Annotated in this window: 24 protein-coding genes; all 24 read left to right on the forward strand. The window is 66.4% G+C overall.

Going from position 1 to position 12,664, the window contains the following annotated elements; translation table 11 throughout:
• Positions 1-6 precede the first annotated feature (6 nt).
• Positions 7-666, forward strand: a complete 660-nt coding sequence (rplD, locus tag ACFYOV_RS12145; RefSeq protein ID WP_149551596.1) for a 50S ribosomal protein L4 — start codon at positions 7-9, stop codon at positions 664-666.
• On the forward strand, positions 666-1,085 hold the full coding sequence (gene rplW / locus ACFYOV_RS12150) for a 50S ribosomal protein L23 (RefSeq protein ID WP_389086137.1): 420 nt from the start codon (positions 666-668) through the stop codon (positions 1,083-1,085). Before rplD ends, rplW begins: the two co-directional genes overlap by 1 nt.
• 38 nt (positions 1,086-1,123) lie before the next feature.
• A complete protein-coding gene (rplB, locus tag ACFYOV_RS12155) occupies positions 1,124-1,960 on the forward strand; it encodes a 50S ribosomal protein L2 (protein ID WP_006130778.1) in 837 nt (278 codons plus the stop codon).
• Between the two features lie 12 nt (positions 1,961-1,972).
• On the forward strand, positions 1,973-2,254 hold the full coding sequence (gene rpsS / locus ACFYOV_RS12160; protein ID WP_108954814.1) for a 30S ribosomal protein S19: 282 nt from the start codon (positions 1,973-1,975) through the stop codon (positions 2,252-2,254).
• Between the two features lie 44 nt (positions 2,255-2,298).
• Positions 2,299-2,646 (forward strand): 50S ribosomal protein L22, encoded by a 348-nt coding sequence (rplV, locus tag ACFYOV_RS12165; RefSeq protein WP_006130776.1) that lies wholly within the window; start codon positions 2,299-2,301, stop codon positions 2,644-2,646.
• A complete protein-coding gene (gene rpsC, locus ACFYOV_RS12170; RefSeq protein WP_043443029.1) occupies positions 2,646-3,467 on the forward strand; it encodes a 30S ribosomal protein S3 in 822 nt (273 codons plus the stop codon). Before rplV ends, rpsC begins: the two co-directional genes overlap by 1 nt.
• A gap of 5 nt (positions 3,468-3,472) precedes the next feature.
• Positions 3,473-3,892 (forward strand): 50S ribosomal protein L16, encoded by a 420-nt coding sequence (gene rplP / locus ACFYOV_RS12175; protein WP_009190136.1) that lies wholly within the window; start codon positions 3,473-3,475, stop codon positions 3,890-3,892.
• Positions 3,892-4,116, forward strand: coding sequence for a 50S ribosomal protein L29 (gene rpmC, locus ACFYOV_RS12180; protein WP_007494763.1), 225 nt, complete (start codon positions 3,892-3,894; stop codon positions 4,114-4,116). Before rplP ends, rpmC begins: the two co-directional genes overlap by 1 nt.
• Positions 4,116-4,403, forward strand: a complete 288-nt coding sequence (rpsQ, locus tag ACFYOV_RS12185; protein ID WP_006130775.1) for a 30S ribosomal protein S17 — start codon at positions 4,116-4,118, stop codon at positions 4,401-4,403. Before rpmC ends, rpsQ begins: the two co-directional genes overlap by 1 nt.
• A 94-nt stretch (positions 4,404-4,497) precedes the next feature.
• On the forward strand, positions 4,498-4,866 hold the full coding sequence (rplN, locus tag ACFYOV_RS12190; protein ID WP_003998823.1) for a 50S ribosomal protein L14: 369 nt from the start codon (positions 4,498-4,500) through the stop codon (positions 4,864-4,866).
• 2 nt (positions 4,867-4,868) lie between these two features.
• Positions 4,869-5,192: a 50S ribosomal protein L24 gene (rplX, locus tag ACFYOV_RS12195; RefSeq protein ID WP_009327082.1), complete on the forward strand. Its 324-nt coding sequence runs from the start codon at positions 4,869-4,871 to the stop codon at positions 5,190-5,192.
• Positions 5,192-5,749 (forward strand): 50S ribosomal protein L5, encoded by a 558-nt coding sequence (gene rplE / locus ACFYOV_RS12200; RefSeq protein ID WP_389086142.1) that lies wholly within the window; start codon positions 5,192-5,194, stop codon positions 5,747-5,749. Before rplX ends, rplE begins: the two co-directional genes overlap by 1 nt.
• A 5-nt stretch (positions 5,750-5,754) precedes the next feature.
• Positions 5,755-5,940, forward strand: a complete 186-nt coding sequence (locus ACFYOV_RS12205) for a type Z 30S ribosomal protein S14 (RefSeq protein ID WP_003956452.1) — start codon at positions 5,755-5,757, stop codon at positions 5,938-5,940.
• 212 nt (positions 5,941-6,152) lie between these two features.
• Positions 6,153-6,551 carry a 30S ribosomal protein S8 gene (gene rpsH, locus ACFYOV_RS12210; protein ID WP_014674378.1) on the forward strand — a complete coding sequence of 133 codons (399 nt, stop codon included), beginning with the start codon at positions 6,153-6,155 and terminating at the stop codon, positions 6,549-6,551.
• Positions 6,552-6,575: 24 nt separating this feature from the next.
• A complete protein-coding gene (gene rplF / locus ACFYOV_RS12215; protein WP_389086145.1) occupies positions 6,576-7,115 on the forward strand; it encodes a 50S ribosomal protein L6 in 540 nt (179 codons plus the stop codon).
• Positions 7,116-7,118: 3 nt separating this feature from the next.
• Complete coding sequence (rplR, locus tag ACFYOV_RS12220; RefSeq protein ID WP_389086147.1) at positions 7,119-7,502, forward strand: 50S ribosomal protein L18; 384 nt, start codon at positions 7,119-7,121, stop codon at positions 7,500-7,502.
• Between the two features lie 43 nt (positions 7,503-7,545).
• Positions 7,546-8,151 carry a 30S ribosomal protein S5 gene (rpsE, locus tag ACFYOV_RS12225; protein ID WP_019753099.1) on the forward strand — a complete coding sequence of 202 codons (606 nt, stop codon included), beginning with the start codon at positions 7,546-7,548 and terminating at the stop codon, positions 8,149-8,151.
• A 3-nt stretch (positions 8,152-8,154) separates the two neighbouring features.
• Complete coding sequence (rpmD, locus tag ACFYOV_RS12230) at positions 8,155-8,337, forward strand: 50S ribosomal protein L30 (protein ID WP_004984515.1); 183 nt, start codon at positions 8,155-8,157, stop codon at positions 8,335-8,337.
• 2 nt (positions 8,338-8,339) lie between these two features.
• A complete protein-coding gene (rplO, locus tag ACFYOV_RS12235) occupies positions 8,340-8,795 on the forward strand; it encodes a 50S ribosomal protein L15 (RefSeq protein ID WP_110629829.1) in 456 nt (151 codons plus the stop codon).
• 243 nt (positions 8,796-9,038) lie between these two features.
• A complete protein-coding gene (gene secY / locus ACFYOV_RS12240) occupies positions 9,039-10,352 on the forward strand; it encodes a preprotein translocase subunit SecY (protein WP_389086150.1) in 1,314 nt (437 codons plus the stop codon).
• Entirely contained in the window at positions 10,352-11,005 is a 654-nt protein-coding gene (locus ACFYOV_RS12245; protein WP_389086153.1) for an adenylate kinase, read from the forward strand. Before secY ends, ACFYOV_RS12245 begins: the two co-directional genes overlap by 1 nt.
• Before the next feature lie 123 nt (positions 11,006-11,128).
• Positions 11,129-11,965: a type I methionyl aminopeptidase gene (map, locus tag ACFYOV_RS12250; protein ID WP_389086155.1), complete on the forward strand. Its 837-nt coding sequence runs from the start codon at positions 11,129-11,131 to the stop codon at positions 11,963-11,965.
• 153 nt (positions 11,966-12,118) lie between these two features.
• On the forward strand, positions 12,119-12,340 hold the full coding sequence (gene infA / locus ACFYOV_RS12255) for a translation initiation factor IF-1 (protein WP_003948620.1): 222 nt from the start codon (positions 12,119-12,121) through the stop codon (positions 12,338-12,340).
• 62 nt (positions 12,341-12,402) lie between these two features.
• A complete protein-coding gene (gene rpmJ / locus ACFYOV_RS12260) occupies positions 12,403-12,516 on the forward strand; it encodes a 50S ribosomal protein L36 (protein ID WP_003998809.1) in 114 nt (37 codons plus the stop codon).
• The last annotated feature ends 148 nt before the right edge of the window (positions 12,517-12,664 follow it).

A 12,664-nucleotide genomic window follows, 5' to 3' on the forward strand; every position in this document is an offset into this window, starting at 1 on the left:
TAACCGATGAGCACTGTTGACATCCTTTCGCCGGCGGGCGACAAGGCCGGTACCGTCGAGCTCCCCGCGGAGATCTTCGACGTCGAGAAGGTCAGCATCCCGCTGATCCACCAGGTCGTCGTCGCGCAGCTGGCCGCTGCCCGCCAGGGCACCCACAAGACCAAGACCCGCGGTGAAGTCCGTGGTGGTGGCCGCAAGCCGTACCGCCAGAAGGGCACCGGCCGCGCCCGTCAGGGCTCGACCCGCGCGCCGCAGTTCGCCGGTGGTGGCGTCGTCCACGGCCCGCAGCCGCGCGACTACTCGCAGCGGACCCCGAAGAAGATGAAGGCTGCCGCTCTGCGTCACGCCCTCACCGACCGGGCCCGCCACAACCGCATTCACGTCGTCACCGGCGTGATCGAGGGTGAGACGCCCTCCACGAAGGCCGCCAGGACGCTGTTCGGCAAGATCTCGGAGCGCAAGAACCTGCTCCTGGTCGTCGACCGCGCCGACGAGGCCGCGTGGCTGTCCGCCCGCAACCTGCCCCAGGTCCACATCCTGGAGCCGGGCCAGCTGAACACGTACGACGTTCTCGTCTCGGACGACGTGGTCTTCACCAAGGCCGCTTTCGAGTCCTTCGTCGCCGGCCCGAACAAGGCCAATGACAACGAAGGGAGCGAGGTCTGATGGCTGCCCGTCACCCCTCGATCGCCTCGAAGGCCGCCAAGGCGGCCAAGGCTGCGCGCGTCGCCAAGGCGCGTCGTCACGCCGCCGAGGGCAAGAACACCGTCGTCACCCCGGCGAGCAAGGCGTACACGGACCCCCGTGACGTTCTGCTCAAGCCGGTCGTGTCGGAGAAGAGCTACGCGCTGATCGACGAGAACAAGTACACGTTCCTCGTCGACCCCAACGCGAACAAGACCCAGATCAAGCAGGCCGTCCAGGCGGTCTTCGAGGTCAAGGTCACCGGGGTCAACACGATCAACCGTGTCGGCAAGCGCAAGCGCACCCGCACCGGCTTCGGCCAGCGTGCGGCGACCAAGCGCGCGATCGTGACCCTCGCCGAGGGCGACCGTATCGACATCTTCGGCGGTCCGACCGCGTAAGCGGTCAGGATCGTTCGATATCGGACGAGGACTGAGAAATGGGTATCCGCAAGTACAAGCCGACGACTCCGGGCCGTCGTGGCTCCAGCGTCGCCGACTTCGTCGAGGTCACGCGGTCCACGCCGGAGAAGTCGCTGGTCCGTCCCCTGCACAGCAAGGGCGGCCGTAACAATTCCGGTCGTGTGACCGTCCGCCACCAGGGCGGTGGCCACAAGCGCGCCTACCGCGTGATCGACTTCCGTCGTCACGACAAGGACGGCGTGCCGGCGAAGGTCGCGCACATCGAGTACGACCCCAACCGCACCGCGCGCATCGCGCTCCTGCACTACGCGGACGGCGAGAAGCGCTACATCCTCGCGCCGCGTGGCCTGAGCCAGGGCGACCGCGTCGAGAACGGTCCCGGGGCCGACATCAAGCCGGGCAACAACCTTGCCCTGCGCAACATCCCGGTCGGTACGACGCTGCACGCCATCGAGCTGCGTCCCGGCGGCGGCGCCAAGTTCGCCCGCTCCGCCGGCGCCTCGGTGCAGCTGCTCGCCAAGGAGGGCCAGATGGCCCACCTGCGCATGCCGTCCGGTGAGATCCGCCTGGTCGACGTCCGCTGCCGCGCCACTGTGGGCGAGGTCGGCAACGCCGAGCAGAGCAACATCAACTGGGGTAAGGCCGGCCGTAAGCGGTGGCTGGGCGTCCGCCCGACCGTCCGTGGTGTCGTCATGAACCCGGTTGACCACCCGCACGGTGGTGGTGAGGGCCGTACCTCCGGTGGCCGCCACCCCGTGTCCCCGTGGGGCAAGAAGGAAGGCCGTACTCGTTCGCCCAAGAAGGCGTCGAACAAGTACATCGTCCGCCGCCGCAAGACGAACAAGAAGCGCTAAGGACGGGTTGAGATGCCTCGTAGCTTGAAGAAGGGACCCTTCGTCGACGACCACCTGATGAAGAAGGTGGACGTCCAGAACGAAGCCGGTACCAAGAACGTCATCAAGACCTGGTCCCGCCGCTCGATGATCGTCCCGGCGATGCTGGGCCACACGATCGCGGTGCACAACGGCAAGACCCACATCCCGGTGTTTGTCACCGAGTCGATGGTCGGCCACAAGCTCGGCGAGTTCTCGCCGACCCGCACCTTCCGGGGCCACGTCAAGGACGACCGGAAGTCGAAGCGCCGCTAGTCGGCGGGGTGCAATCGACCATGACAGACACTGAAGGGACAACCATGGAAGCCAGGGCCCAGGCGCGGTACATCCGCGTCACGCCCATGAAGGCCCGCCGCGTGGTGGACCTCATCCGTGGCATGGACGCCACGGAGGCTCAGGCGGTCCTGCGTTTCGCCCCGCAGGCCGCGAGCGTGCCGGTCGGCAAGGTGCTGGACAGCGCCATCGCCAACGCCGCGCACAACTACGACCACACCGATGTCGACAGCCTCTTCATTTCCGAGGCCTACGTCGACGAGGGCCCGACCCTGAAGCGGTTCCGGCCGCGTGCCCAGGGCCGTGCCTACCGGATCCGCAAGCGGACCAGCCACATCACCGTGGTCGTCAGCAGCAAGGAAGGAACCCGGTAATGGGCCAGAAGGTAAACCCGCACGGGTTCCGGCTCGGTGTCACGACCGACTTCAAGTCGCGTTGGTACGCCGACAAGCTGTACAAGGACTACGTCAAGGAAGACGTCGCCATCCGTCGGATGATGACGTCCGGCATGGAGCGCGCCGGCATCTCCAAGGTCGAGATCGAGCGCACCCGTGACCGCGTGCGTGTGGACATCCACACCGCTCGTCCGGGCATCGTCATCGGCCGCCGCGGCGCCGAGGCCGACCGCATCCGCGGCGACCTCGAGAAGCTCACCGGCAAGCAGGTCCAGCTGAACATCCTCGAGGTCAAGAACCCCGAGACGGACGCTCAGCTCGTGGCCCAGGCCGTCGCCGAGCAGCTCTCCTCCCGCGTCTCCTTCCGTCGCGCCATGCGCAAGAGCATGCAGTCGGCGATGAAGGCGGGCGCCAAGGGCATCAAGATCCAGTGCGGTGGCCGCCTCGGCGGCGCCGAGATGTCCCGCTCGGAGTTCTACCGCGAGGGCCGCGTGCCCCTGCACACCCTCCGCGCGAACGTGGACTACGGCTTCTTCGAGGCCAAGACGACCTTCGGCCGCATCGGCGTGAAGGTCTGGATCTACAAGGGCGACGTCAAGAACATCGCCGAGGTCCGCGCCGAGAACGCCGCTGCCCGTGCGGGTAACCGCCCGGCGCGCGGCGGTGCCGACCGCCCGGCCCGTGGTGGCCGCGGTGGCGAGCGGCGCGGTCGCAAGCCGCAGCAGGCTCCGGCTGCCGAGGCCCCCAAGGCCGAGGCTCCCGCCGCCGCTCCGGCTGAGAGCACCGGAACGGAGGCCTGACCACCATGCTGATCCCCCGTAGGGTCAAGCACCGCAAGCAGCACCACCCCAAGCGCAACGGCATGTCCAAGGGTGGCACGCAGGTTGCGTTCGGCGAGTACGGCATCCAGGCGCTGACCCCGGCGTACGTCACGAACCGCCAGATCGAGGCGGCTCGTATCGCCATGACCCGTCACATCAAGCGTGGCGGCAAGGTCTGGATCAACATCTACCCGGACCGCCCGCTCACGAAGAAGCCGGCCGAGACCCGCATGGGTTCCGGTAAGGGTTCTCCGGAGTGGTGGATCGCCAACGTCAAGCCCGGACGCGTGATGTTCGAGCTGTCGTACCCCAACGAGAAGATCGCCCGTGAGGCGCTGACTCGCGCGGCCCACAAGCTGCCGATGAAGTGCCGGATCGTCAAGCGCGAGGCAGGTGAAGCGTGATGTCGGCCGGTACCAAGGCGTCCGAGCTGCGCGAGCTGGGCAACGAGGAGCTTCTGGCGAAGCTCCGCGAGGCCAAGGAAGAGCTGTTCAACCTCCGTTTCCAGGCGGCGACCGGACAGCTCGAGAACCACGGCCGTCTGAAGGCGGTCCGCAAGGACATCGCGCGGATCTACACCCTGATGCGCGAGCGTGAGCTGGGCATCGAAACGGTGGAGAACGCCTGATGAGCGAGAACAACGTGACTGAGACGAACACTGAGGCTCGGGGCTTCCGCAAGACCCGTGAGGGCATCGTCGTCAGCGACAAGATGGACAAGACCGTCGTCGTCGCTGTCGAGGACCGCAAGAAGCACGCGCTGTACGGCAAGGTCATCCGCAGCACGAGCAAGCTCAAGGCCCACGACGAGCAGAACGCCGCCGGCGTCGGTGACCGCGTCCTCCTGATGGAGACCCGGCCGCTGTCCGCGACGAAGCACTGGCGCGTCGTCGAGATCCTCGAGAAGGCCAAGTAATTCCTGCGGCAAACCGCAGGGTAGTTCCGCCAGGCTCCAACGGGGCTGAGACATCAGCCCCGTTGGGGAACCGGCAGACGATCAGGAGATAGACGTGATCCAGCAGGAGTCGCGACTGCGCGTCGCCGACAACACGGGTGCGAAGGAGATCCTTTGCATCCGTGTGCTCGGCGGCTCCGGTCGCCGCTACGCGGGCATCGGTGACGTCATCGTCGCCACCGTCAAGGACGCGATCCCCGGTGGCAACGTGAAGAAGGGTGACGTCGTCAAGGCGGTCATCGTTCGCACCGTCAAGGAGCGCCGCCGTCCGGACGGCTCGTACATTCGCTTCGACGAGAACGCCGCCGTCATTCTCAAGAACGACGGCGACCCTCGTGGCACCCGTATCTTCGGCCCGGTCGGCCGTGAGCTGCGCGAGAAGAAGTTCATGAAGATCATCTCCCTCGCGCCGGAGGTGCTGTGAGCATGAAGATCAAGAAGGGCGACCTGGTCCAGGTCATCACCGGTAAGGACAAGGGCAAGCAGGGCAAGGTCATCGCGGCCTTCCCCCGCGAGGACCGCGTCCTGGTCGAGGGTGTCAACCGGGTCAAGAAGCACACCAAGGCCGGTCCGACGGCTCGTGGTTCGCAGGCCGGTGGCATCGTGACCACCGAGGCCCCGATCCACGTGTCCAACGTCCAGCTCGTCGTCGAGAAGGACGGCAAGAAGGTCGTGACCCGCGTCGGCTACCGCTTCGACGAAGAGGGCAACAAGATCCGCGTTGCCAAGCGGACGGGTGAGGACATCTGATGACGACCACCACCACTCCGCGTCTGAAGACGAAGTACCGCGAGGAGATCATCGGCAAGCTGCGTGAGCAGTTCTCGTACGAGAACGTCATGCAGGTTCCGGGCCTCGTCAAGATCGTGGTCAACATGGGTGTGGGCGACGCCGCCCGCGACTCCAAGCTGATCGAGGGCGCCATCCGCGACCTCACCACGATCACCGGTCAGAAGCCGGCCGTCACCAAGGCCCGCAAGTCCATCGCGCAGTTCAAGCTGCGTGAGGGCCAGCCGATCGGTGCCCACGTCACGCTCCGTGGCGACCGCATGTGGGAGTTCCTGGACCGCACCCTGTCGCTCGCGCTGCCGCGCATCCGCGACTTCCGCGGTCTGTCCCCCAAGCAGTTCGACGGCCGTGGCAACTACACCTTCGGTCTCACGGAGCAGGTCATGTTCCACGAGATCGACCAGGACAAGATCGACCGTGTCCGGGGTATGGACATCACCGTGGTCACCACGGCGACCAACGACGAAGAGGGCCGCGCCCTTCTCCGTCACCTCGGCTTCCCGTTCAAGGAGGCGTGAGCGAGATGGCGAAGAAGGCTCTCATCGCGAAGGCTGCTCGCAAGCCCAAGTTCGGCGTGCGCGCGTACACCCGCTGCCAGCGCTGCGGTCGTCCGCACTCCGTCTACCGCAAGTTCGGCCTGTGCCGCGTGTGCCTTCGTGAGATGGCTCACCGTGGCGAGCTGCCGGGCGTGACCAAGAGCTCCTGGTAATCCGGGTCATCCCGGATCCCCAGGACTCTCGGTAAGCAACTGGGGCGGCAGGAGCCCCACTCCGCATGGCTTAGGCTTGTGGGGTTGGGCACCTGCCGTGCCCGTACGACTTACTACGCCGTAGGTCCACCGCGCCGCACCCGTCCCGTCTCGGATCGGGGAGAGGGATGGCGCACCAGGAAACCCCGGCGAGAGAGGCCGAAGGCCAATTCATGACCATGACTGATCCGATCGCAGACATGCTTACGCGTCTGCGGAACGCGAACTCGGCGTACCACGACTCGGTGTCGATGCCGCACTCCAAGATCAAGTCGCACATCGCGGAGATCCTCCAGCAGGAGGGCTTCATCACGGGCTGGAAGGTCGAGGACGCCGAGGTCGGCAAGAACCTCGTCCTCGAGCTGAAGTTCGGCCCGAACCGTGAGCGCTCCATCGCGGGCATCAAGCGGATCTCCAAGCCCGGTCTCCGGGTGTACGCGAAGTCCACCAACCTGCCGAAGGTGCTGGGCGGCCTCGGCGTGGCGATCATCTCCACGTCGCACGGGCTCCTCACCGACAAGCAGGCCGGCAAGAAGGGCGTGGGTGGGGAAGTCCTCGCCTACGTCTGGTAGCAGAAGGGAACGGAGGAAACAGCTATGTCGCGCATCGGCAAGCTCCCCATCGCGGTTCCCGCCGGCGTGGACGTCACCATCGACGGCCGTACGGTCTCGGTCAAGGGCCCCAAGGGCACGCTGACCCACACCGTCGTGGCGCCGATCGAGATCGCCAAGGGTGAGGACGGCGTGCTGAACGTCACCCGCCCCAACGACGAGCGTCAGAACAAGGCCCTGCACGGCCTGTCCCGCACGCTGGTGGCGAACATGATCACCGGCGTGACCCAGGGTTACGTGAAGAAGCTCGAGATCAGCGGTGTCGGTTACCGCGTCCAGGCCAAGGGCTCCAACCTGGAGTTCTCCCTGGGCTACAGCCACCCGATCACGGTCGAGGCCCCCGAGGGGATCACCTTCAAGGTGGAGACCCCGACCCGTTTCTCGGTCGAGGGCATCGACAAGCAGAAGGTCGGCGAGGTTGCGGCCAACATCCGCAAGCTGCGCAAGCCCGACCCGTACAAGGCCAAGGGCGTCAAGTACGAGGGCGAAGTCATCCGCCGCAAGGTCGGAAAGGCGGGTAAGTAAGCCATGGCATACGGGCAGAAGATCCTCAAGGGCGACGCCTACAAGCGTGCTGCTATCAAGCGTCGTCACATCCGGATCCGCAAGAAGGTCTCCGGTACCGCCGAGCGTCCTCGCCTGGTCGTGACCCGCTCCAACCGCCACATCGTGGCGCAGGTGATCGACGACCTGAAGGGCCACACCCTGGCGTCGGCGTCCACCCTGGACGTGTCGATCCGCGGTGGCGAGGGCGACAAGTCCTCGCAGGCCAAGCAGGTCGGCGCCCTGGTCGCCGAGCGTGCCAAGGCCGCCGGTGTCGAGGCCGTCGTGTTCGACCGTGGTGGCAACCAGTACGCCGGGCGCATCGCCGCCCTGGCCGACGCCGCCCGCGAGGCCGGGCTCAAGTTCTGAGCCACGGTTCCGTAGCTAGCGGAAACAGAGAGAGGTAATTCCAATGGCTGGACCCCAGCGCCGCGGAAGCGGTGCCGGTGGCGGCGAGCGGCGGGACCGGAAGGGCCGTGACGGCGGCGCTGCTGCCGCCGAGAAGACCGCGTACGTTGAGCGCGTCGTCGCGATCAACCGCGTCGCCAAGGTTGTGAAGGGTGGTCGTCGCTTCAGCTTCACCGCGCTGGTCGTGGTGGGCGACGGTGACGGCACCGTGGGTGTCGGATACGGCAAGGCCAAGGAGGTGCCGGCCGCCATCGCCAAGGGCGTTGAGGAGGCCAAGAAGCACTTCTTCAAGGTCCCCCGGATCCAGGGCACCATCCCGCACCCGATCCAGGGTGAGAAGGCTGCCGGCGTCGTGCTGCTCAAGCCCGCGTCGCCCGGTACCGGTGTGATCGCCGGTGGTCCGGTGCGTGCCGTGCTCGAGTGCGCCGGTATCCACGACGTGCTGTCGAAGTCGCTGGGCTCCGACAACGCGATCAACATCGTGCACGCGACCGTGGAGGCCCTGAAGGGCCTGCAGCGTCCCGAGGAGATCGCGGCCCGCCGTGGTCTGCCGCTCGAGGACGTCGCTCCCGCGGCCCTGCTGCGTGCGCGTGCCGGGGCGGGTGCGTAAGTCATGGCGCAGCTCAAGATTACGCAGGTCAAGTCCTACATCGGCAGCAAGCAGAACCACCGTGACACCCTGCGTTCGCTTGGCCTGAAGAAGGTCAACGACGTGGTCGTCAAGGAGGACCGCCCCGAGTTCCGCGGCATGGTGCACACCGTCCGCCACCTCGTGACGGTCGAGGAGGTCGACTGATCATGGCGGAGAACAACCCGCTCAAGATCCACAACCTCCGTCCCGCCCCGGGCGCCAAGACCGCCAAGACCCGTGTCGGTCGTGGTGAGGCGTCGAAGGGTAAGACGGCCGGTCGTGGTACGAAGGGCACCAAGGCCCGTTACCAGGTTCCGGAGCGCTTCGAGGGTGGCCAGATGCCGCTGCACATGCGCCTCCCGAAGCTGAAGGGCTTCAAGAACCCGTTCAAGACCGAGTACCAGGTCGTGAACCTCGACAAGCTGGCTGCGCTCTACCCCGAGGGTGGCGAGGTCACCGTCGAGGGTCTGGTGGCCAAGGGTGCCGTTCGCAAGAACGCGCTCGTCAAGGTGCTCGGCCAGGGCGAGATCTCCGTGGCGCTCCAGGTGACGGTCGACGCCGTCTCCGGCTCCGCCAAGGAGAAGATCACCGCCGCCGGCGGTACCGTCACCGAGCTCGTCTGAACCACTCAGGCGTCTTGATGACTTGAGCGATCCCGACCGGGGATGCCCCACAAATGGGGCATCCCCGGTTGGTCGTTCCTAGGGCGGCAGTCTCGCCGGTAAGGTGGCCTGCACTGCCCACTTCTACCGGGCTCCCCCACGTGGGGCACTCGGAGCGGCAGTTGACCGTTACGTATTCGTCCATCATCGGAATCTCAAGACCGTCACCCTTGACGCAGTTGCGCGGGGGTCGCAGGAGGCACCGTGCTCACCGCGTTCGCCCGGGCGTTCAAGACGCCCGACCTGCGCAAGAAGCTGCTCTTCACGCTCGGCATCATCGTGGTGTACCGGCTCGGCACGCATATCCCGATCCCGGGTGTCGACTACCGGAACGTCCAGATCTGTATCGACGAGGCCCAGACGAACCAGGGCCTGTTCGGTCTGGTCAACATGTTCAGTGGCGGCGCGCTGCTCCAGATCACGGTCTTCGCGCTGGGCATCATGCCGTACATCACGGCGAGCATCATCCTGCAGCTGCTGACCGTGGTGATCCCGCGTCTGGAAGCCCTGAAGAAGGAGGGCCAGGCCGGCACGGCGAAGATCACGCAGTACACGCGTTACCTCACTGTCGCGCTCGCCGTCCTCCAGGGCACCGGCCTGGTGGCCACCGCCCGCAGCGGCACCCTGTTCCAGGGCTGCCCGGTGGCCGGCGAGATCGTCCCCGACCAGTCGATCTTCGTCACCGTCACCATGGTCATCACCATGACCGCCGGTACGGCCGTCGTGATGTGGCTCGGTGAGCTCATCACGGACCGCGGCGTCGGCAACGGCATGTCCATCCTGATGTTCATCTCGATCGCCGCGACCTTCCCCGCCTCCCTGTGGGCCATCAAGCAGCAGGGCAGCCTGGCCGGCGGCTGGATCGAGTTCGGCGTCGTCCTGATCGTCGGGTTCGTCATGGTGGGCCTCGTCGTCTTCGTCGAGCAGGCCCAGCGCCGGATCCCGGTGCAGTACGCGAAGCGCATGATCGGCCGCCGCTCCTACGGCGGTACGTCCACGTACATCCCGCTCAAGGTGAACCAGGCCGGTGTGATCCCGGTCATCTTCGCGTCGTCGCTGCTCTACATCCCGGCACTGATCGCGCAGTTCTCCAGCGGCAACCCCGGATGGAAGACCTGGGTCACGAAGAACCTGGTCGACACGGGGGCCCCGATCCACGTCGCGCTGTACTTCCTCCTGATCGTCTTCTTCGCCTTCTTCTACGTGGCCATCTCCTTCAACCCCGAAGAAGTCGCCGACAACATGAAGAAGTATGGTGGCTTCATCCCGGGCATCCGGGCTGGCCGACCGACCGCTGAGTACCTCAGCTACGTACTCAACCGGATCACCTGGCCGGGTTCGCTGTATCTGGGCCTGATCGCTCTCGTGCCGACAATGGCGTTGGCTGGTTTCGGGGCAGACCAAAACTTCGTGTTCGGCGGGACCAGCATCCTGATCATCGTGGGTGTCGGTCTCGAGACCGTGAAGCAGATCGAGAGCCAGCTCCAGCAGCGCAATTACGAAGGGTTCCTCCGCTGATGCGAATCGTCCTCGTCGGGCCGCCGGGTGCTGGAAAGGGTACGCAGGCCACCCGCCTTGCCGAGAAACTGCGCATCCCGCACATCTCCACCGGCGATCTGTTCCGTGCGAACATCAGCCGGCAGACCGAGCTGGGCAAGCTCGCGAAGTCGTACATGGACGCGGGCAACCTCGTACCCGACGAGGTCACCATCGCCATGGCCAAGGACCGTATGGAGCAGCCCGACGCCGAGGGCGGCTTCCTGCTGGACGGGTTCCCGCGCAACGTGTCCCAGGCCGAGGCGTTGGACGAACTGCTGAACACCGAGGGCATCAAGCTGGACGCGGTGCTCGACCTCGAGGCCCCCGAGGCCGAGGTGGTCAAGCGCATCGCCGGCCGACGGATCTGCCGCAAGGACTCGAGCCACGTCTTCCACGTGTCGTACAGCCCGGCGAAGCAGGACGGCGTCTGCGACGTGTGCGGCGGCGAGCTGTACCAGCGCGACGACGACTCCGAGGAGACGGTGCGCACGCGGCTGGAGGTCTACCACACGCAGACCGAGCCGATCATCGACTACTACAAGGCGCAGGGCCTGGTGGTGACGATCTCGGCGATGGGTCCGGTGGACGAGGTCACCGGCCGCGCGCTGGAAGCCCTCAAGCGCGACAAGTAGTCACGCCCGCTCGGCCGCGGTTCCCTCCGGGGGCCGCGGCCGTCGTGCGTGCCGGGGCGGCAGGTCGCCCCCCGTATCGTTGGTGGTGTCCGTCTTCTCCGGTCCAGAAAGGCCGTAGTCCTCATGGTGCAGATCAAGACCCCCGAGCAGATCGCCAAGATGCGTGAGGCGGGGCTGGTCGTGGCCGCCATTCACGCGGCCACCCGTGAGGCCGCCGTACCGGGGGCCACGACGAAGGACCTGGACCAGGTCGCCCGCAAGGTGCTCGCGGAGCACAACGCGAAGCCGAACTTCCTCGGCTACGGCGGTTTCCCCGCGACGATCTGCACCTCGGTGAACGAGGTCGTCGTCCACGGCATCCCCTCCGACGACGTCGTCCTGAAGGACGGCGACGTCATCTCCATCGACTGCGGCGCGATCATCGACGGGTGGCACGGTGACGCCGCCTACACGGCGTTCGTCGGCTCCGGCCACTCCCCGGAGCTGGTGGAGCTCTCCCGGGTGACCGAGGAGTCGATGTGGGCCGGCATCGCGGCCATGAAGTTGGGCAACCGGCTGGTCGACGTCTCGCGCGCGATCGAGACCTACATCCGCCGCCAGCCCAAGCCCGGCGGCGGCCGTTACGGGATCATCGAGGACTACGGCGGCCACGGCATCGGTACCGAGATGCACATGGACCCGCACCTGCTGAACTACGTCGACCGCCGCCGCGGCAAGGGCCCCAGGCTGGTGCCCGGCTTCTGCCTCGCGATCGAGCCGATGGTGTCCCTCGGCACCCCGAAGACCGAGGTCCTCGAGGACGACTGGACGGTCGTCACCACCGACGGCACCTGGTCCTCGCACTGGGAGCACTCGGTCGCCCTCACCGAACAGGGGCCCCTGGTCCTCACCGCCCCGGACGGCGGCCGGGCCAAGCTGGCGGAGTACGGGATCACGGCCGCGCCGGACCCGCTCGGTTAAGGATCGTCCGGACGGGGCAGACTTCCCGATTCGTCTTTCGGGGTGCGCTGACGTAGACTGACTCGTCGGCTCTTGTGCACCCGCATGTCCGCATGCATCCGTAAGGAAGGCGCACGCGGAGTCGATCAAGGTAGTCGATTCGAAGGGCGAAGCGTGGCCAAGAAGCAAGGTGCCATCGAGATCGAGGGCACTGTCGTCGAGTCTCTTCCGAACGCCATGTTCAAGGTCGAGCTCCAGAACGGCCACCAGGTCCTGGCACACATCAGCGGCAAGATGCGCATGCACTACATCCGCATCCTCCCTGACGACCGGGTCGTGGTGGAGCTGTCTCCGTACGACCTGACGCGTGGCCGGATCGTCTACCGGTACAAGTAGATCTTGCCCACGTCCCGCGTGAGCGGGACCGCCGGCAACTGACCCGGAGAACCTCACATCCCATGAAGGTCAAGCCGAGCGTCAAGAAGATCTGCGACAAGTGCAGGGTGATCCGCCGTCACGGCCGGGTCATGGTCATCTGCGAGAACCCGCGCCACAAGCAGCGCCAGGGCTGACCGCAGCACGATCCACCCTCTGCGCCTTCCGCAGAACTTCGCGCGACGCGAGCAACACACGTTCATACGCAGGACCCGAGCCGCACGGCTCGACACCCCCGGTTCGGAGGCCGGGGACCCAGTTCGTACCTGGTACGGCGGCTGGGAT

Origin of the sequence: Streptomyces sp. NPDC005931 (assembly GCF_042871235.1) — a bacterium.
GTDB lineage: Bacteria > Actinomycetota > Actinomycetes > Streptomycetales > Streptomycetaceae > Streptomyces.

Excerpts from the sequence above, each read along its gene's own strand:
- ACFYOV_RS12205 (WP_003956452.1), top strand. The coding sequence starts at position 5,755 with ATGGCGAAGAAGGCTCTCATCGCGAAGGCTGCTCGCAAGCCCAAGTTC.
- rpsC (WP_043443029.1), top strand. The coding sequence starts at position 2,646 with ATGGGCCAGAAGGTAAACCCGCACGGGTTCCGGCTCGGTGTCACGACC.
- rplV (WP_006130776.1), top strand. The coding sequence starts at position 2,299 with ATGGAAGCCAGGGCCCAGGCGCGGTACATCCGCGTCACGCCCATGAAG.
- rplR (WP_389086147.1), top strand. The coding sequence starts at position 7,119 with ATGGCATACGGGCAGAAGATCCTCAAGGGCGACGCCTACAAGCGTGCT.
- rplE (WP_389086142.1), top strand. The coding sequence starts at position 5,192 with ATGACGACCACCACCACTCCGCGTCTGAAGACGAAGTACCGCGAGGAG.
- rpsE (WP_019753099.1), top strand. The coding sequence starts at position 7,546 with ATGGCTGGACCCCAGCGCCGCGGAAGCGGTGCCGGTGGCGGCGAGCGG.
- rpmJ (WP_003998809.1), top strand. The coding sequence starts at position 12,403 with ATGAAGGTCAAGCCGAGCGTCAAGAAGATCTGCGACAAGTGCAGGGTG.
- rpsQ (WP_006130775.1), top strand. The coding sequence starts at position 4,116 with ATGAGCGAGAACAACGTGACTGAGACGAACACTGAGGCTCGGGGCTTC.
- map (WP_389086155.1), top strand. The coding sequence starts at position 11,129 with ATGGTGCAGATCAAGACCCCCGAGCAGATCGCCAAGATGCGTGAGGCG.
- rpsH (WP_014674378.1), top strand. The coding sequence starts at position 6,153 with ATGACCATGACTGATCCGATCGCAGACATGCTTACGCGTCTGCGGAAC.
- rpmC (WP_007494763.1), top strand. The coding sequence starts at position 3,892 with ATGTCGGCCGGTACCAAGGCGTCCGAGCTGCGCGAGCTGGGCAACGAG.
- rplO (WP_110629829.1), top strand. The coding sequence starts at position 8,340 with ATGGCGGAGAACAACCCGCTCAAGATCCACAACCTCCGTCCCGCCCCG.
- ACFYOV_RS12245 (WP_389086153.1), top strand. The coding sequence starts at position 10,352 with ATGCGAATCGTCCTCGTCGGGCCGCCGGGTGCTGGAAAGGGTACGCAG.
- rplB (WP_006130778.1), top strand. The coding sequence starts at position 1,124 with ATGGGTATCCGCAAGTACAAGCCGACGACTCCGGGCCGTCGTGGCTCC.
- rplP (WP_009190136.1), top strand. The coding sequence starts at position 3,473 with ATGCTGATCCCCCGTAGGGTCAAGCACCGCAAGCAGCACCACCCCAAG.
- rpmD (WP_004984515.1), top strand. The coding sequence starts at position 8,155 with ATGGCGCAGCTCAAGATTACGCAGGTCAAGTCCTACATCGGCAGCAAG.
- rplX (WP_009327082.1), top strand. The coding sequence starts at position 4,869 with ATGAAGATCAAGAAGGGCGACCTGGTCCAGGTCATCACCGGTAAGGAC.
- rplF (WP_389086145.1), top strand. The coding sequence starts at position 6,576 with ATGTCGCGCATCGGCAAGCTCCCCATCGCGGTTCCCGCCGGCGTGGAC.
- rplD (WP_149551596.1), top strand. The coding sequence starts at position 7 with ATGAGCACTGTTGACATCCTTTCGCCGGCGGGCGACAAGGCCGGTACC.
- rpsS (WP_108954814.1), top strand. The coding sequence starts at position 1,973 with ATGCCTCGTAGCTTGAAGAAGGGACCCTTCGTCGACGACCACCTGATG.
- rplW (WP_389086137.1), top strand. The coding sequence starts at position 666 with ATGGCTGCCCGTCACCCCTCGATCGCCTCGAAGGCCGCCAAGGCGGCC.